The organism is Streptomyces sp. AN091965 (genome assembly GCF_022698285.1).
Classification (GTDB): Bacteria; Actinomycetota; Actinomycetes; order Streptomycetales; family Streptomycetaceae; genus Streptomyces.
In genome coordinates, this window is sequence record NZ_JALDMY010000001.1 from 3,587,228 (window position 1) to 3,613,016 (window position 25,789).

General features: G+C 72.6%; 22 protein-coding genes. 9 read left to right on the forward strand and 13 right to left on the reverse strand.

Annotation, left to right across the window (positions count from 1 at the left end; all coding sequences use genetic code 11):
• The first annotated feature begins 95 nt into the window (after nucleotides 1-95).
• From MQV74_RS14980 to MQV74_RS15000, 5 genes are all read left to right on the forward strand, one after another.
• Nucleotides 96-1,724, forward strand: coding sequence for an ABC transporter substrate-binding protein (locus MQV74_RS14980; RefSeq protein ID WP_242717894.1), 1,629 nt, complete (start codon nucleotides 96-98; stop codon nucleotides 1,722-1,724).
• Nucleotides 1,725-1,781: 57 nt separating this feature from the next.
• Nucleotides 1,782-2,741 carry an ABC transporter permease gene (locus MQV74_RS14985; protein WP_138959643.1) on the forward strand — a complete coding sequence of 320 codons (960 nt, stop codon included), beginning with the start codon at nucleotides 1,782-1,784 and terminating at the stop codon, nucleotides 2,739-2,741.
• Nucleotides 2,741-4,765 carry a dipeptide/oligopeptide/nickel ABC transporter permease/ATP-binding protein gene (locus MQV74_RS14990; protein WP_242717895.1) on the forward strand — a complete coding sequence of 675 codons (2,025 nt, stop codon included), beginning with the start codon at nucleotides 2,741-2,743 and terminating at the stop codon, nucleotides 4,763-4,765. Before MQV74_RS14985 ends, MQV74_RS14990 begins: the two co-directional genes overlap by 1 nt.
• A 113-nt stretch (nucleotides 4,766-4,878) precedes the next feature.
• The gene (locus MQV74_RS14995; RefSeq protein ID WP_242717896.1) at nucleotides 4,879-5,964 is read left to right on the forward strand and encodes an oligopeptide/dipeptide ABC transporter ATP-binding protein; all 1,086 of its coding nucleotides are present in this window, start codon (nucleotides 4,879-4,881) and stop codon (nucleotides 5,962-5,964) included.
• A complete protein-coding gene (locus tag MQV74_RS15000) occupies nucleotides 5,961-6,884 on the forward strand; it encodes a dihydrodipicolinate synthase family protein (protein ID WP_242717897.1) in 924 nt (307 codons plus the stop codon). Before MQV74_RS14995 ends, MQV74_RS15000 begins: the two co-directional genes overlap by 4 nt.
• An 18-nt stretch (nucleotides 6,885-6,902) precedes the next feature.
• Here MQV74_RS15000 and MQV74_RS15005 read toward each other — a convergent pair whose 3' ends face one another.
• From MQV74_RS15005 to leuA, 5 genes are all read right to left on the reverse strand, one after another.
• Nucleotides 6,903-7,577: a response regulator transcription factor gene (locus MQV74_RS15005; RefSeq protein WP_242717898.1), complete on the reverse strand. Its 675-nt coding sequence runs from the start codon at nucleotides 7,575-7,577 to the stop codon at nucleotides 6,903-6,905.
• Nucleotides 7,574-8,878, reverse strand: a complete 1,305-nt coding sequence (locus MQV74_RS15010; RefSeq protein WP_242717899.1) for a sensor histidine kinase — start codon at nucleotides 8,876-8,878, stop codon at nucleotides 7,574-7,576. The genes MQV74_RS15005 and MQV74_RS15010 overlap by 4 nt, the downstream gene beginning before the upstream one ends.
• A gap of 71 nt (nucleotides 8,879-8,949) precedes the next feature.
• Nucleotides 8,950-11,046, reverse strand: coding sequence for an MMPL family transporter (locus MQV74_RS15015; protein ID WP_242717900.1), 2,097 nt, complete (start codon nucleotides 11,044-11,046; stop codon nucleotides 8,950-8,952).
• Between the two features lie 173 nt (nucleotides 11,047-11,219).
• Nucleotides 11,220-11,879, reverse strand: a complete 660-nt coding sequence (locus MQV74_RS15020; RefSeq protein WP_242728705.1) for a TerB family tellurite resistance protein — start codon at nucleotides 11,877-11,879, stop codon at nucleotides 11,220-11,222.
• Nucleotides 11,880-12,184: 305 nt separating this feature from the next.
• Nucleotides 12,185-13,906 carry a 2-isopropylmalate synthase gene (gene leuA, locus MQV74_RS15025; protein WP_242717901.1) on the reverse strand — a complete coding sequence of 574 codons (1,722 nt, stop codon included), beginning with the start codon at nucleotides 13,904-13,906 and terminating at the stop codon, nucleotides 12,185-12,187.
• A gap of 373 nt (nucleotides 13,907-14,279) precedes the next feature.
• Between leuA and MQV74_RS15030 the strand changes: the two genes are divergently transcribed.
• The 3 genes from MQV74_RS15030 (at nucleotide 14,280) to MQV74_RS15040 (ending at nucleotide 17,157) form a co-directional block, all read left to right on the forward strand.
• Complete coding sequence (locus tag MQV74_RS15030) at nucleotides 14,280-15,365, forward strand: M4 family metallopeptidase (protein ID WP_242717902.1); 1,086 nt, start codon at nucleotides 14,280-14,282, stop codon at nucleotides 15,363-15,365.
• Nucleotides 15,366-15,435: 70 nt separating this feature from the next.
• Nucleotides 15,436-15,702: a protealysin inhibitor emfourin gene (locus tag MQV74_RS15035; protein ID WP_138959652.1), complete on the forward strand. Its 267-nt coding sequence runs from the start codon at nucleotides 15,436-15,438 to the stop codon at nucleotides 15,700-15,702.
• Nucleotides 15,703-15,780: 78 nt separating this feature from the next.
• Nucleotides 15,781-17,157, forward strand: coding sequence for a GH1 family beta-glucosidase (locus MQV74_RS15040; protein ID WP_242717903.1), 1,377 nt, complete (start codon nucleotides 15,781-15,783; stop codon nucleotides 17,155-17,157).
• Here the strand turns inward: MQV74_RS15040 and era are convergent.
• From era to MQV74_RS15055, 3 genes are all read right to left on the reverse strand, one after another.
• On the reverse strand, nucleotides 17,154-18,116 hold the full coding sequence (gene era, locus MQV74_RS15045; RefSeq protein WP_242717904.1) for a GTPase Era: 963 nt from the start codon (nucleotides 18,114-18,116) through the stop codon (nucleotides 17,154-17,156). The two genes, MQV74_RS15040 and era, sit on opposite strands and share 4 nt — an antisense overlap.
• A 241-nt stretch (nucleotides 18,117-18,357) precedes the next feature.
• Nucleotides 18,358-18,708, reverse strand: coding sequence for a cytidine deaminase (locus tag MQV74_RS15050; RefSeq protein ID WP_242717905.1), 351 nt, complete (start codon nucleotides 18,706-18,708; stop codon nucleotides 18,358-18,360).
• Between the two features lie 30 nt (nucleotides 18,709-18,738).
• Nucleotides 18,739-19,644 carry a helix-turn-helix transcriptional regulator gene (locus tag MQV74_RS15055; RefSeq protein ID WP_242717906.1) on the reverse strand — a complete coding sequence of 302 codons (906 nt, stop codon included), beginning with the start codon at nucleotides 19,642-19,644 and terminating at the stop codon, nucleotides 18,739-18,741.
• Between the two features lie 222 nt (nucleotides 19,645-19,866).
• Here MQV74_RS15055 and MQV74_RS15060 point away from each other — a divergent pair, with 222 nt between their 5' ends.
• A complete protein-coding gene (locus tag MQV74_RS15060; protein ID WP_242728707.1) occupies nucleotides 19,867-21,165 on the forward strand; it encodes an MFS transporter in 1,299 nt (432 codons plus the stop codon).
• Nucleotides 21,166-21,228: 63 nt separating this feature from the next.
• On the opposite strand, the gene MQV74_RS15065 is transcribed toward MQV74_RS15060, so the two are convergent.
• From MQV74_RS15065 to MQV74_RS15085, 5 genes are all read right to left on the reverse strand, one after another.
• Nucleotides 21,229-21,585, reverse strand: a complete 357-nt coding sequence (locus MQV74_RS15065) for an MmcQ/YjbR family DNA-binding protein (protein ID WP_242717907.1) — start codon at nucleotides 21,583-21,585, stop codon at nucleotides 21,229-21,231.
• On the reverse strand, nucleotides 21,582-22,880 hold the full coding sequence (locus MQV74_RS15070) for a hemolysin family protein (protein WP_242717908.1): 1,299 nt from the start codon (nucleotides 22,878-22,880) through the stop codon (nucleotides 21,582-21,584). The genes MQV74_RS15065 and MQV74_RS15070 overlap by 4 nt, the downstream gene beginning before the upstream one ends.
• Nucleotides 22,881-22,884: 4 nt before the next feature.
• Nucleotides 22,885-23,382 (reverse strand): rRNA maturation RNase YbeY, encoded by a 498-nt coding sequence (ybeY, locus tag MQV74_RS15075; protein WP_138959660.1) that lies wholly within the window; start codon nucleotides 23,380-23,382, stop codon nucleotides 22,885-22,887.
• Between the two features lie 13 nt (nucleotides 23,383-23,395).
• Nucleotides 23,396-24,448 (reverse strand): PhoH family protein, encoded by a 1,053-nt coding sequence (locus MQV74_RS15080; protein ID WP_138959661.1) that lies wholly within the window; start codon nucleotides 24,446-24,448, stop codon nucleotides 23,396-23,398.
• A 135-nt stretch (nucleotides 24,449-24,583) separates the two neighbouring features.
• A complete protein-coding gene (locus MQV74_RS15085) occupies nucleotides 24,584-25,756 on the reverse strand; it encodes a carbohydrate kinase family protein (RefSeq protein ID WP_242717909.1) in 1,173 nt (390 codons plus the stop codon).
• Between the last annotated feature and the right edge of the window lie 33 nt (nucleotides 25,757-25,789).

Genomic DNA, 25,789 nt, shown 5'->3' on the forward strand with positions numbered 1-25,789 from the left:
CCGCGTCCGCACCGCGCATCTCCCCACCGTCCCCCCACCCGATCCGCACCGGTACGTGGGGAGCACCCTCTCCCCACTCCTTCAGGGAGGCACTCGTGAGCGACCCCATCCCCGTGACACGTGACGGCGACGGACCCGGTCGGCGGTCCTTCCTGCGGTACACCGGCGCCCTGGGCGCGGCCGCGGGCCTCGGCGGCGGCCTCGTGGCGTGCGGCGGGCCCGAGTCCACCAACGACACCGGGGGCGGCGGGGGCGGGACCCTCACCGCCGTCATCGGCTACGGCAACGACGGCAGTTGGGACCCCACGCAGACGGCGTCCGCGTTCGCCATGGCGGGCAACGAACACATCTACGAGGCGCTGCTCGGCACCGACCCGATCAGCCGTGAGCCCTACCCGCAGCTCGCCACCGCGGTGCCGAGCGACCTCAAGGCCACGACCTGGAAGTTCGAACTGCGGGCCGGCGCCAAGTGGCACGACGGGAAGCCGGTCACCGCCGACGACGTGGTGTTCGTCTTCGACCGCATCCTGGACCCCGGCACCCAGACCCTGGCCAAGGGCTTCTTCGCGGGCTGGCTCAAGGAGGTCCGCAAGGTCGACGCGCGCAACGTCGAGCTCGTACTCAAGTTCCCCTTCCCCGACGGCGCGGCGCGGCTCACCCTCGCCAAGATCATGCCCAAGCACGTGTACTCCGCGCCGGGCGCCTGGGACGACGCCACCAAGGGCAAGGCGATCGGCTCGGGCCCGTACCGGCAGGTCTCGCACCACCCGAAGTCCAACACGACCTTCGAGGCGTACGACGACTACAACGGGCCCCGCAAGGCCGCCTTCAAGAAGATGAACTGGCTGACGATCGTGGAGGCCGCCCCGCGCGTCGCCAAGATCTCGGGCGGCAGCGCGGACGCACAGCTCGCCGACAACATCCCGTACGCCAACATCGAGCAGCTCAAGGGCGGCGGCATGACCGTCGAGGGCGGCGCAGGGATGAACAACCTCTTCCTGATGTTCAACACCGCCCACAAGCCCTTCGACGACGTGCGGGTGCGCCAGGCCCTGCACTACGCCATCGACCGCGCGAAGATGATCGACGTCGCCCTGAAGGGCCACGGCAAGGCCGCCACGTCCTTCCTGAACGAGGGCAACCCCAGCTACCGCCCGGCCAGGACCGTGTACGGCTATAACCCCAAGAAGGCCGAGGCCCTGCTCAAGGAGGCCGGGGTCTCGGGCCTGAAGATCAACCTGATGGCCGTCAACGTCAGCTGGATCAGCGACTGCCTGCCCACCATCAAGGCCTCCTGGGACGCGATCGGCGTCAAGACCACGCTGGACCCGCAGGAGACCACGGCCGTCTTCACCAAGCTGGACCAGAAGAAGGACTTCCAGGTCGTCGCGGCCGCCTCGAACCCCAACCAGTTCGGCATCGAGGCCGACCTGATCATGCACTACAACTACGGCCCCGAGAACATCTGGATGGGCTACGCCCGCTGGGCGGGCAACGCCCGCGCCAAGGAGTTGTTCCGGCTCATGGACAAGGCGACCCGCGAGTCCGACGCCACCCGCAAGAAGTCGATGGTCCAGGACTACATCGACCTCGTCGCCGAGGAGGCCGTGCTCTACCCCGTCGTCCACAACGAGCTGATGACGGCGTGGAACGCCAAGCGGCTCAGCGGCATAAGGCCCCAGCCCTACCCCGGCGTCAACCTCCTCCAGGCCCGGTGGGTCTGACGGGCACGCCCCGCGCCCCGAGGAGCCGCACCCCTCCGGAATGAGGAGCCGTACCACGTGACCGCGATCCTGCGCATCCTGCTCCGCCGCCTCGCCCTGCTCGTCCCGCTGCTGCTCGGCATCGTCCTGTTCGTCTTCCTCGTCATGCGCTTCTCGGACGTCGACCCGGCCTCCGCGTTCTTCCAGGGCGCCAACCCGACCCCCGAGCAACTGCATCAGTTCCGCGAGGAGAACGGCCTGCTCGACCCGCTGCCCGTGCGCTACGCCGACTTCGTCGGCGACCTGCTCCACGGCGACATGGGCATCAGCGTCCTGACCCGCTCCGCGGTCGTCGACCAGGTCACCACGGCCCTGCCCCTGACGATGCAGCTCACCTTCCTCGGGCTCGGCATCGCCGTCGTCGTCTCGCTGCTGCTCGGCGTGACCGCCGCGATCTACCGCGACCGGCTGCCCGACCAGATCGTCCGCGTCGTCTCCCTGACCGGCGTCGCCGCGCCCGGCTTCTGGCTGGCCCTGCTCATGATCCAGTACCTGGCCGTGGACCTGGGCTGGTTCCCGACCGGCGGCTACATCAACCCCAACGACTCCTTCACCGGCTGGCTCAGGACGATGACGCTGCCCGCGCTCGCCCTGTCCCTGCCGGTGGCCGCGCAGATGACCCGCATCATCCGCACCGCCGTCGTCGAGGAGCTCGACAAGGACTACGTCCGCACCGCCGTGGGCAGCGGCCTGCCGCCCGTCGTGGTCGTCGGCCGCAACGTCCTGCGCAACGCCCTCATCAACCCGCTCACCGTGCTCGGCCTGCGCGTCGGCTATCTGCTCGGCGGCGCCGTCGTCATCGAGACGATCTTCTCCCTGCCGGGCATGGGCAAGCTGATGATCGACGCGGTGAAGAACGGCGACCCCGCCGTCGTGCAGGGCGTCGTCATCACCACCGCCGTCGGCTTCGTCGTGGTGAACCTCGTCATCGACATCCTCTACCTCCTGGTCAACCCGCGCCTGAGGGGAACCTCCTGATGCCGTTCGCCTCGCGCAAGGCGCTGACCGACCGGCTCGCCCGGCCGGGGCTCCGCCTGCGCTCGCTGCGCAAGCTGCCCGTCCTGTCGCGGATCGCGGTCGGCGTGCTCGCCGTCGTCGTCCTCGTCGCCCTGTTCGCGCCGCTGCTCGCCCCGCACGACCCGCTCGACCAGCAGTCCCTGGTGGACGGCACCGGGCACCCCTCCGCCGACCACTGGATGGGCCAGGACAGCCTCGGCCGGGACATCCTCAGCCGGCTCATGTACGGCGCCCGCTGGTCGCTCGCCATCGGGCTCGGCGCGACCCTGCTTGCCCTCACCGTCGGCGCGGTCGTCGGCGCGGTCGCCGCGACCTCGCGCAAGGCCGTGGACGAGTCGCTCATGCGGGTCCTCGACATCGTCATGGCGTTCCCCGGCATCGCGCTCGCCGCCGTCCTCGTCGCCGTGTTCGGCGGCGGCATCACCGTTCTCATCTGCGCGATCGCGTTCCTGTTCACCCCGCCCATCGCCCGTGTCGTGCGCGCCAACGTCCTCGACCAGTACAGCGAGGACTACGTCACCGCCGAACGCGTCGTGGGCGCCCGCACCCCGCACATCCTCATCAAGCACGTCGCCATCAACTGCGCCGCGCCCGTCCTCGTCTTCTGCACCGTGCAGGTCGCCGAGGCCATCGTCTTCGAGGCCTCGCTGTCCTTCATCGGCGCGGGCGTCCGGCCCCCCGACCCGTCCTGGGGCAGCGTCATCGCCGATGGCAAGAACATGGTGCTCATCGGCGGCTGGTGGGCCACCGTGTTCCCCGGCCTCCTGATGCTCCTGACCGTCCTGTCCCTGAACGTCCTGTCCGAAGGCGTGTCCGACGCCTGGGCCGCGCCCTCGGGCCGCGAGGTCGACCCGGCCGACGCCAAGGACAAGGTGGAGGCGCCCGAGCCCGGCAGCGGCGAGGTCCTCGAACTGCCGGGCCTCGCCGACGCCGCAGCGCGCCTGCGCGCCCGCGCCCGGCCGCTGCCCGAGGGCACGCCCGTCCTGAACGTGCGGGACCTGGCCATCGGCTTCGACGCCCGGCACGGCGGCGTCGACATCGTCGACGGCATCAGCTTCCAGGTGCGGCCCGGCGAAGTCCTCGGCCTGGTCGGCGAGTCCGGCTGCGGCAAGTCCCTCACCGCCCTGACCGTCATGGGGCTCCAGCCCAAGGGCGCCCGCGTCCGCGGCCACGTCACCTTCGCCGGGCAGGAGCTCATCGGCCTGCCCATGCGGGCCCGGCGCCGACTGCTCGGCCACGACATGGCGATGATCTACCAGGACGCCCTGTCGTCCCTCAACCCCGCGATGACCGTACGCGCCCAGCTCAAGCAGGTCGTCCGGCGCGGCGGCCACCGCTCCCCCGCCGAACTGCTCTCCCTGGTGGGCCTCGACCCGGACCGCACCCTGCGCAGCTATCCGCACGAGCTGTCCGGCGGCCAGCGCCAGCGCGTGCTCATCGCGATGGCCCTGTCCCGCGACCCGAAGCTGATCGTCGCGGACGAGCCCACCACCGCCCTGGACGTCACCGTCCAGGCGCAGGTCATCCAGCTCCTCCTGCGGCTGCGGGCGGAGCTCGGCTTCGCTCTGATCCTGGTCTCCCACGACCTGGCGCTCGTCGCGGACGTCACCGACCGCGTCGCGGTGATGTACGGCGGCCAGATCGTCGAGACCGGGGTCACCGCCGAGCTCGTGGAGTACCCCACCCACCACTACACGCGCGGCCTGCTCGGCTCCGTGCTCTCCCTGGAGTCCGCCGCCCAGCGCCTCACCCAGATCAAGGGCGTCGTGCCCTCCCCCGCCGACTTCCCCGCCGGGTGCCGCTTCGCGGACCGCTGCCCGCTCGCGAACGAGCTGTGCCGCACGACAGCGCCGCAACTCCTGGGCGAGCCCGCACACCGGACGGCCTGCCACCACCCGGCCCTGGCCCCCCACGAGCCCGCGGCGGCGGCCCCGCCCCGCGCGCAGGACCCCCGAGAAGGCGAGGCGATCCATGACCGCAGCTGAGCAGCAGCGCCCCCAAGGGGCGCGGGGAACTGCGCGACCAGCCACTGGCGGCCCGCAGATCCCGACGGAGACCAGCCCGCCCGGACGGCCCGGCCACGGGAAGGAGGCCGCGCATGACGCCCGCTGAGGCGCCGCCGCCAGAGCTCATCGCGCTGCGCGCCGCGCACGTCGTGCACAAGGCCCGCACCGGCGGCGTCCTCTCCCGCGACAAGGTGTACGCGCTCACCGGCGCCGACCTGACCATCGCCCCCGGCGAAACCGTCGGCGTCGTCGGCGAGTCCGGCTGCGGCAAGTCGACCCTGGCCAAGGTACTCGTGGGCATCCAGCGCCCCACCTCGGGCACCGTCGAGTACCGCGGCCGCGACCTGTGGCGGATGAAGCCCCCGGAGCGGCGCACCACCATCGGCAGCGACACCGCCATGATCTTCCAGGACCCCTCGACCGCCCTGAACCGGCGGCTTCCCGTCCGCCAGATCCTGCGCGACCCGCTCGACGTCCACCGGCGCGGCAAACCCGCCAGGCGTGAGGAGCGCGTACGGGAGTTGATGAGCCTCGTCGGCCTGCCCCCGGCGCTCGCGGACGGGCTGCCCGGCCAGCTCTCCGGCGGCCAGCGCCAGCGCGTCGCGATCGCCAGGGCGCTGGCCCTGGAACCCGAACTCGTGGTGGCCGACGAGCCCACCAGCGCCCTGGACGTCTCGGTCCGCGCCCAGATCCTCAACCTCCTCCTCGATCTGAAGGAACGCCTCGGCCTGGCCCTGGTGTTCGTCTCGCACGACATCCAGACCGTGCGCAGGATGAGCGACCGGGTGATCACCATGTATCTGGGCCGGATCGTCGAGGAGGCGCCCGCCGCCGACATCCTCGACCAGGCCCGGCACCCCTACACCCGCGCCCTGTTCTCCGCCACGCCCGGCCTCCTGGACCCCATCGACCCCATCCCGCTCGTCGGCCCCGTCCCCTCGGCCACCCGGCCGCCCAGCGGGTGCCCCTTCCGGACACGCTGCTGGAAGGCGGACGACGCGTGCGCGGCGGCCATGCCGGACACTACGGAGGAGGGGCCCGCGCACCGCTTCCGGTGCCACCACCCCGTACCGGCGGGCGAGACCACGCGCGACCTCGTCAGCCAGTCGGCACAGGCTTCGCAGCCGGCATCCACCGCGACGGCCGCCGCCACGGCCACGTCCAAGGAGGCTCCATGACCGCACTCCCCACCCTGTTGACCGGTGTCGTCCCGCCCGTCTGCACCCCCCTGACGCCGGACAACGAGGTGGACGTCGCCTCGCTGGAGCGCCTCGTCGACCACCTGGTCGGCGCGGGCGTGGACGCGCTGTTCGTCCTCGGCTCCTCGTCGGAGGCGGCGTACCTGCCGGACGCCCACCGCGCGACCGTCGTGTCCACGGTCGTCCACCACGTCGGCGGCCAGCTCCCCGTCCTCGCCGGGGCCATCGACATGACGACGCTGCGCGTCCTCGACCACGTACGGACCGCTGCCGCCGCCGGAGCCGACGGCACCGTCGTGACCGCGCCCTTCTACACCCGCACCCACCCCGCCGAGATCGCCCGCCACTACCGGCTCGTCGCCGAGCGCGGCGGCCTGCCCGTCTTCGCGTACGACCTGCCCGTCTCGGTGCACACCAAGCTCGACGCCGACCTCGTCCTCGACCTCGCCGCCGAGGGCACCCTGGCCGGGCTCAAGGACTCCAGCGGCGACGACGGCGGCCTGCGCCGCGTGCTCCTCGGCGCGCCCCCGGCCTTCAGCGTCCTCACCGGCTCGGAGCTGACGGTCGACTCGGCCCTCGCGATGGGCGCGCACGGCGTGGTCCCCGGCCTCGGCAACGTCGACCCCGACGGCTACGTCCGCCTCTACCGCGCGGCCCGCGCCGGAGACCTCGACGGCGCCCGCGCCGAGCAGGAACGCCTCTGCGCCCTGTTCCGCATGACCGAGACGGGCTCCCCCGCCCGGATGGGCCGCAGCTCCTCCAGCCTGGGCGCCTTCAAGGCCGCCCTGCATCTGCGCGGCGTCATCGACCACCCCACCACGGCCGTTCCCCAGATCCCCCTCTCCCCGGAGGACGTGGAGCGCGTGGGCAAACACCTGGCGGCGGCGGGGCTGTTGTAGCGACGGCGGGAGCCGCCCTCACCCGCCCGGTCTGACCAGGCCCGCCTCGTACGCGGTGATGACCAGCTGGGCGCGGTCGCGGACGGTCAGCTTGCCCATGATGCGGCTGACGTGGGTCTTGGCCGTGAGGGGGCTGAGGCCCAGGGCCTCCGCCACCTCCGTGTTGTTCAGGCCGCGGGCGACCAGGGTGAGCACCTGGCGTTCGCGGTCGGAGAGGGCGGCCAGGGAGCGGGGGGTGTCGTCCGCGGCGCCGGGGGCCTGGGGCTGGCGCAGGACGCGGGCGATGAGGCGGGCCGTCGGGCCGGGGGACAGCAGGGAGTCGCCCGCCGCCACCGTGCGGATCGCGTCCAGGAGCTCCGCAGGCCTGGTGTCCTTGACGAGGAAGCCGGACGCCCCGGCCCGCAGCGCCTCGACGACGTGCTCGTCGGTGTCGTACGTGGTGAGCATGAGGACCTTCACCCCGGCGAGGTCCTCGTCGGCGGCGATGAGGCGCGTCGCCTCGATCCCGTCGAGGTCGGGCATGCGCACGTCCATGACCACGAGGTCGGCGCGCCGGGCGCGGGCCAGCTCCACCGCCTCGCGCCCGGTGCCCGCCTGGGCCACCACCTCCATGTCGGGCGCGGACTCCACGAGCATCGCGAACGCGGCCCGCACCAGGGCCTGGTCGTCGGCGAGGAGCACGCGGATCTTCACCGCGCCACCTCCTCGGCCCGTGCCGACTCCCGTGCCCCCAGCGGCAGTTCCGCCACCACTTCGAACCCCCGTCCGTCGCGCGGCCCGGCCTCCAGCGTCCCGCCGACGCTGCGTGCCCGCTCCCGCATGCCGATGATGCCGAACCCGGGCGCGGCCCGCGCGGCGGGGGGTGCGGCGGGCCCCGTGCCGTCGTCGGTCACGGACAGGCACAGGGCGCCCGCGCGCTCCGCTATCGCCACGCGCACCGCGAGGCCGGGGCCGCCGTGCCGCACGGCGTTGGTCAGGGCCTCCTGCACGATGCGGTAGGCCGCGGCCCCGACCACGGGCGGCACCGAGGCCACCTCCGCCATCGCGAGCTCGACCTCGGCCCCGGCCGTGCGGGCCGCCCCCGCGAGGTCGCCGATGCCGTCGATGCCGGGCAGCGGGCCGCGGTACTCGTCGGCCCCCGGGCCCGACTCGGGCCCGGAGCGCAGCACTTCGAGGGTGGCCCGGAGTTCGCCGCGCGCGGCGCGGCAGGTGTCGGCGATGTCGTCGAGGGCACCAGCGATGGCCGCCCGGTCCAGGCGCTCGGGGTCGGCGGAGAGCACGTGCGCGGCCACCGAGGTCTGGACGCCGACGAGCGTGATGCTGTGCGCGAGCAGGTCGTGCAGATCGCGGGCGACCCGCAGCCGCTCCTCGGCGACGCGGCGCCGCGCCTCCTCCTCGCGGGTGCGCTCGGCCCGCTCGGCGCGCTCGACGACCGAGGCGAAGTACTGCCGGTGCACGCGGACGTACGTACCGAAGACCAGCACGGCGACGATCCAGCCGGTGATGCGCACGACCTCCGTGACCGGGTCGCCGCCGACGCCCGTGTTGACGACGAGGATGATCGCGATGATGTGCACGCCGGTCAGGAGGGTGCGGCGGGGGCGGCCGGAGACGGCGACGGTGTAGAGGGCGACCATGCCCACGTGGGTCGCGGCGGCGTGGTCGTAGTCGAGGGCGTGGTACGGGCCGACGAAGGCCATGGTGGCCAGGAGCACCGCCATCGGCCTGCGGCGGCGCCAGACGATCGGGACGTGGCCGCACAGCAGGAGGGCCCAGCCGAGCGCGTCCGGCTCCCGGCCGTCCTTGAGCACGACGGCGAGCAGCGCGGCGCAGGCGGCGAGGACCACCGCGAACAGCGCGTCCTCCCGCAGGGCGCGGCGCGAGCCCGGCGCCGCTCCGGAGAACGGCCACCAGGGGCGGGTGGCGGGCGGCGGGTACGGCACGTCGTCGGGTCCCCCTTCCCGCGGACACGGGTCGAGTGTGTCGGTGTCCATGGCGCGGCCCCATCATCCAGGAAGGCGGCGCCCCTCCGGCAGGGAGGGGCGCCGCGGTGTGTGCGTCGGGGTCAGCGGACCGCGGTCAGTGCGGGCTCCTCCCGCTCCGGCGGGGCGGGAGCGGCGGGCCGCCGCGACAGCGGCCCCGGCCACCACACCTTCCGGCCGAGCGCGAGGCTCGCGGACGTCACCAGGTACGTACGGACCAGGAAGGTGTCGAGGAGCACGCCGACGGCGATGACGAAGCCCAGCTCGACGAGTTGGACGAGCGGCATGTTGACGAGCACCGAGAACGTCGCGGCGAGCACCAGACCCGCGGAGGCGATCACGCCACCGGTGGTGCGCAGCGCGGTGAGCGCGGCGGCGCCGGTCTCCGCTCCCGCGAGGCACTCCTCGCGCATGCGGTGCATGAGGAAGATGCCGTAGTCGACGCCGAGGGCGACGAGGAAGACGAAGGAGAGCAGGCCGAGCCCCGGGTCGGTGCCCTCGAAGCCGAAGAGCGGTTCGAAGACGAGGCCCGCGATGCCGAGCGAGGCGCCCCACACCGCGACGACGGCGAGGAGCAGCAGGAGCGGGGCGACCAGGCTGCGCAACAGCGCGACCAGGATGAGGAGCACGGCGGCGAGGACGATCGGCACGACGACCAGGCGGTCGCGGGCATTGGTGTCCTTCAGGTCGAGCTGTTCGGCGCTCGGCCCGCCCACGTACGCCCCTCGCGGGTCGAGCTCGTCGCGCAGGGCCTCGATGGTGGCGGTCTCGGCGGCCGTCTGCGGCGGGGCCTTGGCGACCACGGACAGCTCGGTCCACTTCTCGGCGGTGCGGCCGCGGGCGACGCTGTCGACTCCGGCCACGGAGCGGGCCCGGCCGAGGAGTTCGTCGGCCTCGGCGGTCGGCACGATGACGTTGATGGGCTGGGTGCCGCGTTCCGGATAGGCGGCGGCGAGGGTCTCCATGGCGGCGATGGAGTCGGGCTTGCTGGTGAAGGAGTCCTCCTGCTTGAGGTTGCCGGGCAGGTTGAACGCGCCGAGGGCGAGCGCGCCGAGCAGCACGGCCCCGGAGGCGAGGACGACCAGCGGCCTGCGCCCGGCGGAGGAGCCCATGGAGGCGAACAGCGAGCGGCGCTTCCTGGGTTCGCTGCCGAAGGCGGGCACCAGCGGCCAGAACACCCGCCGCCCGAGCACCACGAGCAGCGCGGGCAGCAGCGTCAGCATCGCCACGAGCGCGCACAGCACGCCCACCGCGCCCAGCGGGCCCATGCCCCGGCTGGAGTTGAGGTCGGCGGCGAGCAGACAGAGCAGGCCGACGGCGACGGTGCCGGAGGAGGCGAGCACGGCGGGGCCGCAGCCGCGCAGCGCGGTGACCATGGCGTCGTACGGCCGCTCGACGCGGCGCAGTTCCTCGCGGTAGCGGGAGACGATGAGCAGGGCGTAGTCGGTGCCCGCGCCGAAGACGAGGATCGTCATGATGCCGGAGCTCTGGCCGCTGACGCTGGTGCCGAAGGCCTGGTTGAGGCCGTAGGCGACGCCCATGGAGAGGACGTTGGCGACGCCCGCGACGACGAGCGGCACGAGCCACAGGAACGGGCTGCGGTAGATGAGGACGAGCAGCACCGCGACCACGGCGACGGTCGTGTAGAGCAGCGGTCCGTCGAGCGACTGGTAGACCTCGCCGGCGTCGGTGGCGAGCGCGCCGGACCCGCCGACGTCGACGCTGAGGCCCCCGCCGCCCTTGACGACGTCCCGTACGTCGTTGACGAAGGCGTCCCGCTTCTCCTCGTCCGTGCCGGGCGCGGTGCTCGCGACCGGGTACATCAGGGTCGTCCCGTCCTTCGACGCCACCCCCGTGGGCGTCGCGACGAGGTCCAGCTCCCGGTCGATCCGCGCGGCCTGGCGGTCCGCGAGCGCACGGTCGGCGGGCTCCAGGCCGCCGTCGCGGTGGTAGACGAGCACCAGCTCGGTGGTCTCGCCGCCGGGCAGCCGCTCCTGGATCTTGGCGACCTGGGTGGAGTCGGCGCTCGACGGCAGGTAGTCCACGGCCCGGTCGTGCTGGACGTCTCCGAGCTTCCCGGCGAACGGTCCCGCGAGCGCCATGACGGCGACCCAGATGCCGAGCAGCACCCAGGGCACCGCACGTGGTCGTCGGCGCTTGGTGGTTGTCGCGGCCCCCATCGGTGGGCCTCCCTCCCGTGACGGTGTCTGACGGCTTCCAGAGTTCCGTCACGGGAGGATCAATGCGTCGGACGCGGGGGCGAGTTGGGCGTTACGCCCACGGGTGGCAGGGGGCGGGGACTACTCCCCGGGGAGTATCCGCGGGGAGTACGGGGGCGCGGACCGGGGCGGGTTCAGGACGGGGTGCGCTGGGCGGCCGCCATCAGCCGGGCCACGTCGTCCGTGCCGATGGTGAGCGCGCAGCCCGCCGTGGCGAGCACGTCCCGCTCGGCGGGTGTGTACGGCCCGTCGGCGAGCGCGATGCGGGCGCCCTTGAGCAGCAGCGCCTCGCGGCCCGCGGGGGCCAGGTGCGGGGCGAGGGGGCCGAGCGCCTCGTGGAGTTCGATGGCGAGGCCGGGCGCGCAGTCGGGGGCGCCGGGGCGGCCGGTGTCGGCGGCGAGGGCGTTGACGAGGGCGACGACGCGTTCCTCGGTGCAGTCGTCGAACCCGGCGCCGCGCAGGGTGGCGACGGCCGCGTCGAGCGTGCTGCGGGAGGCCGCGCCGCCGGTGGTGAGCACGGCGATGACGACGGTGTGCACGGCCTCGCGGAGCATGGCGGCGAGCCGGATGGTGGTGGGGTGGTCGAGCGCGTCGAGCCCGAAGTGGTCCTGGCAGGCGGCGCACTCGACGACGGGCCCGGTCCGGCCGCGGGACAGCAGCGGCACGCCGAGCAGGACGAACCGACGGTGCCCGCTGCGCCGCTGGTAGTTGCGGTCGCCGCCGCAGCCGGGGCAGAAGAACTCGCCGTCGCAGACGGTGGTCCAGGCGGTGCGGGTGCCGATCAGGCGGCGCATCCGGATCAGGCCCGCGAGGCGGCCGTGGCGTCGGCCGCGGTCCGGCGGGGCGCCCGGGGCGCGGGGGTCGGGGACGTTCCGGCCGTCTCGTTCCCGGTCTGGCAGCACCACGCACCTCCACGACTCCGCGGCCGCCCTGCCGCGTTGGCGTGATGTTAGCCACATCGATGATGCCGCGTCAGTACCCCCGACGGGAGATGGCCGGTAGCAGGTCCGTGACCAGGCGCCCCGCGCGCCGTGGCCCCGCCCGCCGCAGGGGCGGACGGGGCCACGAAAACACCGGTCGAACTGGGGGTCGAACAGCCTCAGCGGGCCGCGCGGTTGACGGCCGAGACGACCGCCTTCAGCGAGGCGCGTGTCGTATTCGCGTCGATGCCCACGCCCCACAGGACCTTGTCGCCGACGACGCACTCGATGTACGAAGCCGCCTGCGCGGAGGCCTCGGCGCTCATCGTGTGCTCCTGGTAGTCCAGCAGCCGGGCGTCGATGCCGATGGACTGCAGGGCCGCGAAGAACGCGGAGATCGGGCCGTTGCCGGTGCCGGTGAGGACCGTGGAGTCACCGTCCACGATCGCCCCGACGGTCAGGGTGTCGGCGCCGTCCTCGCCCATCGTGGTCTGGCTGGCGCGCAGCTGGATGCGGCCCCAGGGGTCCTGTGCGTTGGGCAGGTACTCGTCCTGGAAGACGCTCCAGATGGCGTCGGGCGAGACCTCTCCGCCCTCGGCGTCGGTCTTCGCCTGGATGATCTTCGAGAACTCGATCTGCATCCGGCGCGGCAGGTCCAGCTTGTGGTCGTTCTTCAGGACGTAGGCGATGCCGCCCTTGCCGGACTGCGAGTTGACGCGGATCACGGCCTCGTACGAGCGGCCGACGTCCTTGGGGTCGATGGGCAGGTACGGCACGGCCCACTCGATGTCGTCGACCGTCTTGCCCGCGGCGGCCGCGCGGGCCTCCATGGCGTCGAAGCCCTTCTTGATGGCGTCCTGGTGGGAGCCGGAGAAGGCGGTGTAGACGAGGTCGCCCGCGTACGGGTGGCGGGGGTGGACCTCCATCTGCGTGCAGTACTCGTACACCCGGCGGATCTCGTCGATGTCCGAGAAGTCGATCTGCGGGTCGATGCCCTGGCTGAACAGGTTCATGCCCAGGGCGACCAGGTCCACGTTGCCGGTGCGCTCGCCCTGGCCGAACAGGCAGCCCTCGACGCGGTCGCCACCGGCCATCACGGCCAGCTCGGCGGCGGCGATGGCGGTGCCGCGGTCGTTGTGCGGGTGGATGGACAGGCACACGTACTGTCGGCGGGACAGGTTGCGGCTCATCCACTCGAAGCGGTCGGCGTGCGTGGAGGGCGTCGAGCGCTCGACGGTCGCGGGCAGGTTCAGGATGATCTCGCGCTCGGCGTCGGGCTGCCAGACGTCCATGACGCCCTCGCAGACCTCCAGGGCGAAGTCCAGCTCGGTGTCGGTGAAGATCTCCGGGCTGTACTGGTAGCCGAAGACCGTCTCCGGGCCCAGGATCTTCTCCGCGTACTCCATGACCAGGCGCGTGCCGTCGACGGCGATCTGCTTGACCTGGTCGCGCGAGCCGCGGAAGACGACGTCGCGCCACACCGGCGCGGTCGCGTTGTACAGGTGCACCGTGGCGCGCTTGGCGCCCTTCAGGGACTGGACGGTGCGCTCGATCAGCTCCTCGCGGGCCTGCGTGAGCACCGAGATCGTCACGTCGTCGGGGATGGCGTCCTCGTCCTCGACGATCGACCGTACGAACTCGAAGTCGGTCTGCCCGGAGGAGGGGAACCCGACCTCGATCTCCTTGTAGCCCATCTTGACCAGCAGGTCGAACATCGCCCGCTTGCGGGCCGGGGACATCGGGTCGATCAGCGCCTGGTTGCCGTCGCGCAGGTCCGTGGACAGCCACCGGGGCGCCACGGTGATGCGCTGGTCGGGCCAGGTGCGGTCGGGCAGGTCCACCTGCTCGTACTGGCCGTACTTGTGGATCGGCAGGGCGGAGGGACGTTGGAAGTTCGGCATGGTGTGCGGGGCTCCTCGGTGAGTCCTTCTGGACGGCCGACGGTCTTGCGCAGCACCGAACTCCGCGGGGAGGGGGTCGGCCTCGACTACAGGCCCTCGCCGCGGCAGCTAAGGAGAAGCAGCCCGTAACGCATGACGCTCAGCAGCCTAACCGAGCCTCCGCCGATACGGCGTCCCGTATCACTATGCGGGACCTGTATCGGTGCTCCTCGGATATTCCAGCCGGTCCGGCGGGCCGGGGCGAGGGGATGGGGCGTTAAAGCGCCCCGGCCCCTAGCAGTCCAGGCCGCCGCCCAGGCCCCGTATCCCGGTATTTCACCAATCATGGTGGCAGCTAGTGACAGCGGCATGACCCAGTGCCACATTGCCACGCATGACCGCCAACCCAACGGGGAACCCGGAGAGGTTCGAGCCCGTCTTCTGCACCATCGTGCCGCCGTTCGTCCTGGACACCCTCGCCCAGAACCAGGACCCCGCCCTCGCGGAACCGGCCCGCCGCACCCTTCAGCGGGACGCCTTCGAGCGCACCCAGCGCCGCCTGACCACCGTCATCGGCGCCCCGTCCGTCGCCGCGCCCAAGGGCGCGGCGGAGGGCAAGCCGCACCGCACCGTCCACGACGCCAAACACCGCACCGAGCTGCCCGGCCGCAAAGTCCGCGGCGAGGGCGACAAGCCCGGCAAGGACGCGACCGTCAACCGCGCCTACGACGGCCTCGGCGCGACCTTCGAGGTGTTCTTCAAACACTTCGAGCGCGACTCGATCGACGGCGGCGGCCTGCCGCTGAACGCCACCGTGCACTACGGCGAGGACTACGGGAACGCCTTCTGGAACGGCGAGCAGATGGTGTTCGGCGACGGGGACAGGGAGATCTTCCTCGACTTCACCATCCCCGTGGACGTGATCGGCCACGAGCTGACCCACGGCGTGGTGCAGTACACCGCCAACCTCACCTACTTCGGCCAGCCGGGCGCCCTGAACGAGTCCATGGCGGACGTCTTCGGCTCGCTGATCAAGCAGTACACCCTCGGCCAGACCGCCACCGAGGCCGACTGGCTGATCGGCGCGGGCCTGCTCGCCGAGCGCGTCACCGGCACCGCGCTGCGCTCCATGAAGGCCCCGGGCACCGCGTACGACGACGACGTCCTCGGCAAGGACCCGCAGCCCGCCACCATGGACGACTTCGTGCGCACCGGCCGCGACAACGGCGGCGTGCACATCAACTCCGGCATCCCGAACCACGCCTTCTACCTGCTCGCCCAGGCCCTCGGCGGGCACTCCTGGGAGCGGGCGGGACAGATCTGGTACGCCGTCCTGACCGGCGGCGAACTGGCCCAGGACGCGTCCTTCGCGGACTTCGCCAAACTGACGGTCGCCGCGGCCCGCGCCAAGTACGGCGACGGCGAGGAGCTCAAGGCCGTCCTGGACGCCTGGGCGCAGGTGAAGGTGCCCGCCACCTGATCCGGCCGGAAGCCGTCGGGCCCGCCGGGGCCGCCTGGCGGGGCGCCCGGGCCTGGAGTAGACAGGACCCATGCGTATCCAGGTGAAGCGCACCGGAGGTTTCGGGGGCATCGAGCGGCACGCGGAGGTGGACACCACCGCGCGCGTGGACGCCCAGGAGTGGCACGCCCTGGCCGAGCGGGCCGTCGCCGACGGCCGGGGCGAGCCACCGATCGGCGTGCCCGACGGCTTCAGCTACCAGATCACCGTCGACGGACGCACCGTGTACTGCGCGGACCCGCGTCTGACCGAGGACCAGCGCCAGCTGATCACCCGGGTCCTGAAGGAGGGTGCGTAGGCGGCGAAGGGCGGCCGCAACGCCCTGTGCGCGCACGGGCGTTGACTTCCGTTCCGGCCGGTGCGGATGATCCCGCGCATGGCGACCATCCCTTCGGGCCCCTGTGCCCCGCTGCCCCCGTTCCCGCACGACTTCCTGTGGGGCGTGGCCACGTCGGCCCACCAGATCGAGGGCGCCGCCGACGAGCGCGGCCCGTCGGTGTGGGACGCCTTCACGGCCCTGCCGGGGAACGTGAAGGACGGCACCACGGCCGCCGTGGCCTGCGACCACGTGCGCCGCTACCGCGAGGACGTGGCCCTCGTCCGCGACCTGGGCGTCGGCGCGTACCGCTTCTCGGTGTCCTGGCCGCGCGTGCTGCCCACGGGCACGGGCGCCGTCAGCGAGCGGGGCCTGGACTTCTACGACCGGCTCGTCGACGAGCTGTGCGCGGCGGGCGTGCGGCCCGTGCCGACGCTCTTCCACTGGGACACGCCGCTGGCCGTGGAGGAGGCGGGCGGCTGGCTCGCCCGCGCGACGGCCGAGCGCTTCGCGGAGTACGCGGCCGTGGTCGCGGCCCGCATCGGCGACCGCGTGCGCAAGTGGATCACCCTGAACGAGCCCGCCGAGCACACCCTGCTCGGTCACGCCCTCGGCCAGCACGCGCCCGGCAAGCGGCTGCTCTTCGACGCCCTGCCCGCGGCCCACCACCAGCTCCTCGGCCACGGCCTCGCGGTGCGGGCGCTGCGCGCGGCGGGCGCCCGGGACGTGGGCATCGCGAACTCGCACGGGCCGACCTGGCCCGCCTCCGGGAGCCCCGGCGACCGCGAGGCCGCCGACTTCTACGACGTCCTGCTCAACCGGCTCTTCTCCGACCCGCTGCTCCTGGGCCGCTACCCCGAGGTCGTCATGGAGCTGCTCGCCGCCGACGTACCGGACCTCGCGGCGGACCTGGAGGTGATCGCCGAGCCGCTCGACTGGTACGGCGTGAACTTCTACCAGCCCACGAAGGTGGGCGCCCCCGCCGAGCACGCCACGCGCTTCTCCGGCGTGACGCTGCCGCCCCAGCTGCCCTTCGCGCCCCGCGAGATCACCGGGCGCCCCCTGACCGACTTCGGCTGGCCGGTGGTCCCCGAGGCCCTCACCGAGCTGCTCCTGACCCTGCGCGAGCGGTACGGCGACCGGCTCCCGCCCCTGGTCATCACGGAGAACGGCTGCTCCTACGACGGCCTGGACGACCAGGACCGCATCACGTACCTGGACGGCCACCTGCGGGCCCTGCACCGGGCGATGACGGCCGGGGTCGACGTCCGGGGCTACTTCGTCTGGTCGCTCCTGGACAACTTCGAGTGGGCGGAGGGCTACCGCCAGCGGTTCGGCCTGGTCCACGTCGACTACGCCACGCAGCAGCGCACCCCGAAGGCGTCCTACCACTGGCTCAGGTCGGCCCTCGCCGGGCCGGGGACCCGGGCGGGCTAGAAGCCGAGGCGGCGGAGCTGCTTGGGGTCGCGCTGCCAGTCCTTGGCCACCTTCACGTGCAGGTCGAGGAAGACCGGCGTGCCGAGCAGCGCCTCGATCTGCTTGCGGGACTTGATGCCCACGTCCTTGAGCCGCTTGCCCTGGGGGCCGATGATGATGCCCTTCTGGCTCGACCGCTCGATGTAGACGTTGGCGTGGATGTCCAGCAGGGGCTTGTCGGCGGGGCGGCCCTCGCGGGGCAGCATCTCCTCGACCACCACGGCGATGGAGTGCGGCAGCTCGTCCCGCACGCCCTCCAGGGCCGCCTCGCGGATCAGCTCGGCCACCATGACCTGCTCGGGCTCGTCCGTGAGGTCGCCCTCGGGGTAGAGCGCGGGGCCCTCGGGCAGCAGCGGCACCAGGAGGTCGGCGAGCAGGTCCACCTGCTTCTCGCCGACGGCGGAGACCGGCACGATCTCCTGCCACTGGAAGCCGAGCTCCTTGGCGAGCTGGTCGATCGCGATGAGCTGCTCGGCGAGCGCCTTGCTGTCGACCAGGTCGGTCTTGGTGACGATGGCGACCTTCGGCGCCTTCTTGATCGCCGCCAGCTCCTTGGCGATGAACCGGTCGCCGGGCCCGATCTTCTGGTCCGCGGGCAGGCAGAAGCCGATCACGTCGACCTCGGCCCAGGTGGTGCGGACCACGTCGTTGAGCCGCTCGCCGAGGAGCGTGCGCGGCTTGTGCAGGCCGGGGGTGTCGACCAGGATCAGCTGCGCGTCGGGGCGGTGCACGATGCCGCGCACGGTGTGCCGGGTGGTCTGCGGCCGGTTCGAGGTGATGGCCACCTTCTTGCCGACCAGAGCGTTCGTCAGGGTCGACTTGCCCGCGTTCGGGCGGCCGACGAAGCAGGCGAAACCCGCACGGTGGTCGCTCCGCTGGGTCGGCTGGGGTGTCTGGGTTCGCACGCTCATGCCGCCCATTCTCCCTGATCTTTTCCGCCCGGGTCGCCTCGGGCCGCGCCGTCCCCCCACCCGCCCGCCCTTCATCGCGCTGACGCGCTCGTCCTCGAACGCCGGACGGGCTGGATACCCACGGCGTGCGCCGGAGGTCTTTCAGCCCGTCCGGCGTTTGAGGACGAGGCGCGGAGCGCCGAAAAAGGCGGGGGCACGGGGGCGCAGCCCCCGGATCGGGAAGGGGCGGGCCCGGGGCGCCCCGCGAGGGTCAGGCCTGGGTGGTGAGCCGGACCGCGCCGTCGGCCCCTGCCAGGAACACCGGGGTACCGGGGCCGCCCAGGTCCCGCACGGCGGCCAGGTCGGCGTCCGCGAGGGACTGCGCGCCGGAGACGACGGCCGCCGCCTCCAGGGACTCCGCACCGGACGCCACGGCCATCGCCACGGCCGTACGCAGCGCGGACAGCTCCAGGGACGCGAGAGCGACCGTCCCGGCGACGTACGTGCGCCCGGTCTCGTCCCGTACGGCCGCGCCCTCCGGCACGCCGTTGCGGGCCCGCGCCGAACGCGCGAGGGTGACGATCTTCTGGTCCTCGGGGCCGAGGTCGGTGCGCTCAGTCATGGCACGAGCATAAGGAGGGGTTCCCCCGGCTCAGCCGGCCACCCGGTACATGGCCCCGCGCCGCGCCTGGGGCGTGGCCAGCCACTCCAGCTTCGCCGCCGTGTCCGCGAGCGGCAGCGGCGTGTGCATGACGATCGTCAGATCGGGCCGCGCGGGCACCTTCAGGGCGGTCGACTCCACGTGCAGGAGACCCGCGAGGGGGTGGTCGATCTCCTTGTGGACCAGGCCCGCGGGGCGGATGTCCTGCCGCTCCCACAGCCTCGTGAACTCCTCGCCGACTGCGTGCAGCCGGTCGAGGAGCTCCTGGAAGCCCTCGTCGCCCGGGTTCTCGGAGCAGGCGGCGCGGAACTGCGCGACGAGCGTCGCCGCGTTCTCCTCCCAGCTGACGCTGCGCGAGCGGTACATGGGGTCCGTGAAGAAGTCGAGGATGCAGTTCTGCGTGGTCTCGGGGCGCATGCCGAGGACCATGGCGGCCGCGTCGTTGTAGACGACGCAGTTGTAGTAGCGGTCCATGATGTGCGCCGGGTACGGCATCCAGGTGTCGATGAGCCGCCGCAGGCCCTCGCTCATGTGCTCGGCGTCCCGCTCGGCCCGCGGCGCGGGCGGATTGAGGCCCGCGAGCACGTACAGATGGCGGCGCTCGGTGCCGGACAGCTTCAGGACGCGCGCCACGGAGTCCAGGACCTGCGGCGACACGGAGATGTCGCGGCCCTGCTCCAGCCACTGGTACCAGGACGCGCCGACGCCCGCGAGCACGGCGACCTCCTCGCGCCTGAGCCCCGGCGTGCGCCGCCGTCCGCCCTCGGGGAGTCCGGCCTCCGCCGGGCTCACCCGGGCGCGCCTGCTCATCAGGAAGTCGCGCAGCTCCACTCGGCGACGGGCCTTCGCCCCGTCGGTCCGCTCCCCGGCCCCACTGGCCACCGTTCCCCCCGTCATCCGCCCGCCGATCTGCCTGGTGGTCGTACCACCAGCATAAGTTCCGGCTCCCCACGGCTATTCCGGCGGCCACAAGCTCGTGACCATGGCGACAGACACCTCCGCTCCCTCCCCCGCCGCACCGGCCTCCCCGGCCGCGGACGCGCCCGCCGTGGCCGCGGGGGCCCGAAGCTCTCCCCCCGCGACAAGCTCATCCTGTTCGTGCTGTGCGCCGCGCAGTTCATGGTGGCGCTGGACTTCTCCGTCCTGAACGTGGCGCTGCCCGTGCTCGGCGCGGACCTCGGCATGAGCCACACCGCGCTCCAGTGGGCCGTCACCGCCTTCGCGCTGCCGTCCGGCGGCTTCCTGCTGCTCTTCGGCCGCGTCGGCGACCTGTTCGGGCGGCGCAGGCTGTTCCTCGGCGGGCTCGCGCTGTTCGGCGCGGCCTCGCTGCTCGCCACCTTCGCCTGGGACCCGGTGTCGTTCCTCGCCGGGCGGGCGCTGCAGGGCGTGGGCGCCGCCGCGATCGTGCCGACCGGCATGTCGCTGCTCACCACGACGTTCCCGGAGGGCCCGCAGCGCGACCGGGCGCTCGGCATCTCCGGCACGCTCCTGTCCCTCGGCTTCACCGTCGGCATGGTGCTCGGCGGCGTCCTCACCGACACCCTCGGCTGGCGCTCCACGATGGGGCTGCTCACCCTCTTCGCGCTGATCGTGCTGCCGCTGGCGCCCGGCCTGCTGCCCGAGTCCCGCACGCCGGAGCGCCCGCGCCTGGACGTCCCCGGCGCGGTGACGGTCACCGGCGGCCTGCTCGCCCTGATCTACGCCCTGTCCACGGCCGCCGAGCGCGGCTTCGGCGGCGCCGACGTGCTGGTCGGCCTGGTCGCGGGCGTCGCCCTGCTGGCCGCCTTCGGGTACGTCGAGACGCGCGCGGCGGCGCCGCTGGTGTCCCTGCCGATGCTGCGCCGCCGCACGGTGGCGTGGGGCAACGTCGGCGGTCTCGTCACCTTCTCGATGATGTCGACGGTCGTCTTCGTCCTGACCCTCTACTTCCAGGACGTCCTGGACCTCTCCGCCTTCGAGACCGGCCTGGTCTTCGGTGTCCAGGGCGTCGTGTCGGTCTTCGCGGGCATGCGCGCGCCGAAGGTCATCGGCCGCTTCGGGCCGCGCCGCACGCTGGTGGGCTCGCTGCTCGGCCAGGGCGTGTTCGTGGCGGCGCTCCTCGCGATCGGCGAGGGCGCCTGGTCGGTGTGGCTCGCGACCGTGGCCGTGGCGGTGGCCAGCATGTTCCACCTCGGCGCGATCGTCAGCTACGGCGTCACGGTCACCTCGGGCGTCCCCGACGAGGAACAGGGCCTCGCCACCGGCCTGGTCACCTCCACCCAACAGGTGGGCATCACCATCGGCATCCCCCTGCTCGGCGTCCTCGCGACGACGGGTGACGACGTCCTGGCGGGCACGCGGACGGTCCTGGCCATCGACGCCGCGATCGTCCTCGTCACGGCGGCCCTGCTGGCCAGGGCCCTGCTCCGGCGCCGCTGAGCCGCCGCGGAAACGGCGAAGCACCCCCGCCCGGTGAGGGCGGGGGTGCTTCGGTGTCCGGCGTCAGGGGCGGTCGAGGCGCAGTCGCTCGGCGCGGGGCAGGCCCGCCACCACCAGGTCGTAGGAGTCCTCGATCAGCTCGCGGACCAGTTGGTCGGGCAGGTCGGCGTCGGCCGTGACCGTGTTCCAGTGCCGCTTGTTCATGTGCCAGCCGGGCACGATGTCCGGGTACTGGGCCCGCAGTTGCGCGGCGATCTCGGGGTCGCACTTGAGGTTGACCGTCAGTGGCTCCCGGTCCAGGGCGCTCAGGGCGAACAGCTTGCCCGCCACCTTGAACACCGACGTCTCGGGGCCGAAGGGAAAGTCCTCGACCGCGTCGTTGAACGCCAGGCAGAACGTCCGCAGCTCCTGCGGGGTCATCGTCCGGTCTCCTCCCCGGAGCCGGTCCCCACCGGCTCCACAAGCACCGTCACGATCTTGTTGCGCCGTCCCGCCGCGGCCTCGGCGGTCAGCCGCAGCGCCCGCTCGTCCGGCAGCGTCACCACGGCCTTGGCGCCGGCGATCGGCACCCGCCCGAGCTGCTTGGCGAGCAGTCCGCCGACGGTCTCCACGTCCTCGTCGTCGTACGCCTCCAGGCCGTACAGCTCGCCGAGGTCGCCGATGTCGAGGCGGGCGGTGACGCGGTAGGCGCCGCCGCCCAGGTCCTCGACGGGCGGCAGCTCCCGGTCGTACTCGTCGGTGATCTCGCCGACGATCTCCTCCAGGATGTCCTCGATGGTGACGATCCCGGCGGTGCCGCCGTACTCGTCGATGACGACGGCGACGTGGTTGCGCTCCTGCTGCATCTCGCGCAGCAGGTCGCCCGCGTTCTTCGTGTCGGGCACGAAGGTGGCGGGGCGCATGGCGGTCGACACCAGGTCGTTCTCGGCGTCGCGGTTGATGTGCGTCTTGCGGGCCAGGTCCTTCAGATAGACGATGCCGACCACGTCGTCCTCGCTCTCGCCGGTGACCGGGATGCGCGAGAAGCCGGAGCGCAGCGCGAGCGTCAGCGCCTGCCGGATGGTCTTGTAGCGCTCGATGGAGATCAAGTCGGTGCGCGGGACCATGACTTCGCGCACGAGCGTGTCGCCCAGCTCGAAGACGGAGTGCACCATGCGGCGCTCCTCGTCCTCGATCAGGGACTCCTTCTCGGCCAGGTCGACCATGGCCCGCAGCTCGGCCTCGGAGGCGAAGGGGCCGCGCCTAAAGCCCTTGCCCGGCGTGAGCGCGTTGCCGATGAGGATGAGCAGGGGCGGGACGGGCCCCATGACGCGGGCCAGCGGGAGCAGGACGTACGCGGCGGCCGTGGCCGTGTTCAGCGGGTGCTGGCGGCCGATGGTGCGCGGGGACACGCCGACGGCCACGTACGAGACGAGGACCATGACGCCGATGGCGACGGCGAGGGCCTCCCAGGTCGCGTCGAACTCCTGGAGGCAGGCGTACGTCACGAGGGCCGCCGCCGCCATCTCACAGGCGACGCGGACGAGCAGCGCCACGTTCAGATAGCGGGTCGGGTCGGCGGCGACCTGGGCGAGCTTCGCGCTGCCCCGCCGCCCGGAACGGACGGCCTCCTCCGCGCGGAAGCTGGAAACGCGGGCGATGCCCGCCTCGGCGCAGGCGGCGAGCCAGGCCACCACGACCAGGGCGACGGCGCCCGCGATGAGCTGGAGGGACATGCGCTTACGAGACGGTCGGCGCCGGAGAGGGCCCGGTGAGGCCCTGCTCGGCCCGCCAGCCGTCGACGATGGCGGCCTGGAGGCCGAACATCTCGGCCTTCTCGTCGGGCTCCTCGTGGTCGTACCCGAGCAGGTGCAGGACGCCGTGGACGGTCAGGAGCTGGAGCTCCTCGTCCATGGAGTGGGCCGTGGGGGCCTCCTCGCCCTGCTTGAGGGCGACCTCGGGGCACAGCACGATGTCGCCGAGGAGCCCCTGCGGGGGCTCCTCGTCGTCCTTCATCGGCGGGCGCAGCTCGTCCATCGGGAAGGACATCACGTCCGTGGGGCCGGGCAGGTCCATCCACTGGATGTGCAGCTGCTCCATGGCGTCGGCGTCCACGACGATCACCGAGAGTTCGGAGAGCGGGTGGATCCGCATCCGCGCCAGCGCGTAGCGGGCGATGTCGAGGATCGCCTGCTCGTCGACCTCGGTGCCGGATTCGTTGTTGACGTCGATCGACATGGCGCTGTGTCTTCTACTTTCCTCTGGACCGGCCCTTGTGGGAGCCGTTCTCCGTGCCGTTCTCGCTGTCGTACTTCTCGTACGCGTCGACGATACGGCCGACCAGCTTGTGCCGGACGACATCGTGCGAGGTGAGCCGCGAGAAGTGCACGTCGTCGACGCCGTCCAGGATGTCCTGGACCTGGCGCAGGCCGGACTTCGTGCCGTTCGGCAGGTCGACCTGGGTGACGTCGCCCGTGATCACGATCTTGGATTCGAAGCCGAGCCGGGTGAGGAACATCTTCATCTGCTCGGGGCTCGTGTTCTGCGCCTCGTCCAGGATGATGAACGCGTCGTTCAGCGTCCGGCCGCGCATGTACGCCAGCGGGGCGACCTCGATGGTCCCGGCCGCCATCAGGCGCGGGATCGAGTCCGGGTCCAGCATGTCGTGCAGCGCGTCGTACAGCGGGCGGAGGTAGGGGTCGATCTTCTCGTACAGCGTGCCGGGCAGGAAGCCGAGGCGCTCGCCCGCCTCGACGGCGGGGCGGGTCAGGATGATGCGGTTGACCTGCTTGGACTGGAGGGCCTGGACGGCCTTGGCCATGGCCAGATAGGTCTTGCCGGTGCCCGCGGGGCCGATGCCGAAGACGATCGTGTGCTTGTCGATCGCGTCGACGTACCGCTTCTGGTTGAGCGTCTTGGGGCGGATGGTGCGGCCGCGCGAGGAGAGGATGTTCTGGGTGAGCACCTCGGCCGGGGTCTCGTCCGGTCCTTCGCCGGTCTCGCCCGCTCTGAGCATGGCGATCGAGCGTTCCACTGCGTCCTCCGTCATCGGCTGTCCGGTGCGGAGCACCAGCATCATCTCGTCGAACAGGCGCTGCACGAGGGCGACTTCACGGGCGTCCCCCACGGCGCTGATCTCATTGCCCCGGACGTGGATGTCGGCCGCCGGGAAGGCCTGCTCGATCACGCGCAGCAGCGCGTCTCCGGAGCCAAGGACGGTCACCATGGGGTGCTTGGCCGGGACCGTGAAGTGGGCTCGCGCCTGTGCCTGCGCAGGGGTCTGAGCTGTCGGTGTCTGAGTCATGGGCCGGCGCTTAAGGCCTGCACGTCCTCCTCGTCGCGGGGCGTCCCCCGCTCGGCGTCCTTCGTACTGCCAAGAGTACGACTCACCACGGACAACGCCGTAGGGCTTTTCCACGGCCATCGGATCCCCGGCGCCTCAGGCGGAACGCCGGAAGCCGATGGTGGGCACGGCACGCCGCAGCGGCCAGGGGCGCGCGGTGTCCGGGAGCAGCGCCTCCAGGAAGCCGTAGCGCTCCAGGGCCACGGGGTCCTGCTGGTCGAGCTCGCGCACGCGCCGCCACCAGGCGCCGATCTCCTCCCAGCCGGGCGCCGACAGGGAGCCCCCGAACTCCTGCACGGACAGCGCGGCCGTCAGTCCGGCGAAGGCGAGCCGGTCGGCGAGCGGCCAGTCGGCGAGGGTGCCGGTCACGAAGCCCGCGACGAAGACGTCGCCCGCGCCGGTGGGGTCGAGCGCCTCCACCTCGATGGCGGGCACGGACGCGGTCTCGCCGGTGCGCCCGTCCACCGCGTACGCGCCCTCGGCTCCGAGGGTGACCACGGCGACCGGCACGTGCGCGGTCAGGGCGTGGGCGGCGGCGCGCGGGCAGGTGGTGCGGGTGTACCGCATCGCCTCCTCCGCGTTCGGCAGGAAGGCCTCGCAGTGCCGCAGGTCGGGCAGTTGCCCCAGGTCCCAGCGGCCCGTGTCGTCCCAGCCGACGTCGGCGAAGATCGTCGTCCCGCGCCGGGCCGCGGACTCGATCCAGGGGGCGCGCGTGCCCGGGGTGAGGGAGGCGATGGCGGCCCGCGCGCGGGGCGGGCAGGCGGGCGCGCCGCCGTCCGGCGCGTGGGCGTCGGGCGGCGGCTCGTGGCCGTGGCTGACCATGGTCCGCTCGCCCTCGTACGCCATGGAGACCGTCACCGGCGAGTGCCAGTCCGGCACGGTCCGCGAGGAGGCCAGGTCGATGCCCTCGCCCTGCTCCAGGGCGTCCCAGCAGTACTCCCCGTAGTGGTCGTCGCCGAAGGCGGCGGCGAGCGAGGTGCGCAGGCCGAGCCGGGCGAGCGCGGTCGCCATGTTCGCGACGCCGCCGGGGCTCGACCCCATGCCCCGGGCCCAGGACTCCGTGCCGCGCACGGGCGCGGAGTCGAGGCCGGTGAAGATGATGTCGAGGAACACGGTGCCGGTCAGATACACGTCACAGGGCGGATCGCCCGCGCGCCGGGCCGACTTGAGCGGATCCACGGCGGTGCCGTCGGGCGCGGCGCGCGGGCGGTCCGGCGCCGCGGGCGTTCCGGTGGGTACGACAGGTGGTACGGCAGGTGGTACGGCCATGGAGGCAACGTAACCGACGCGTCCGACAGGCAG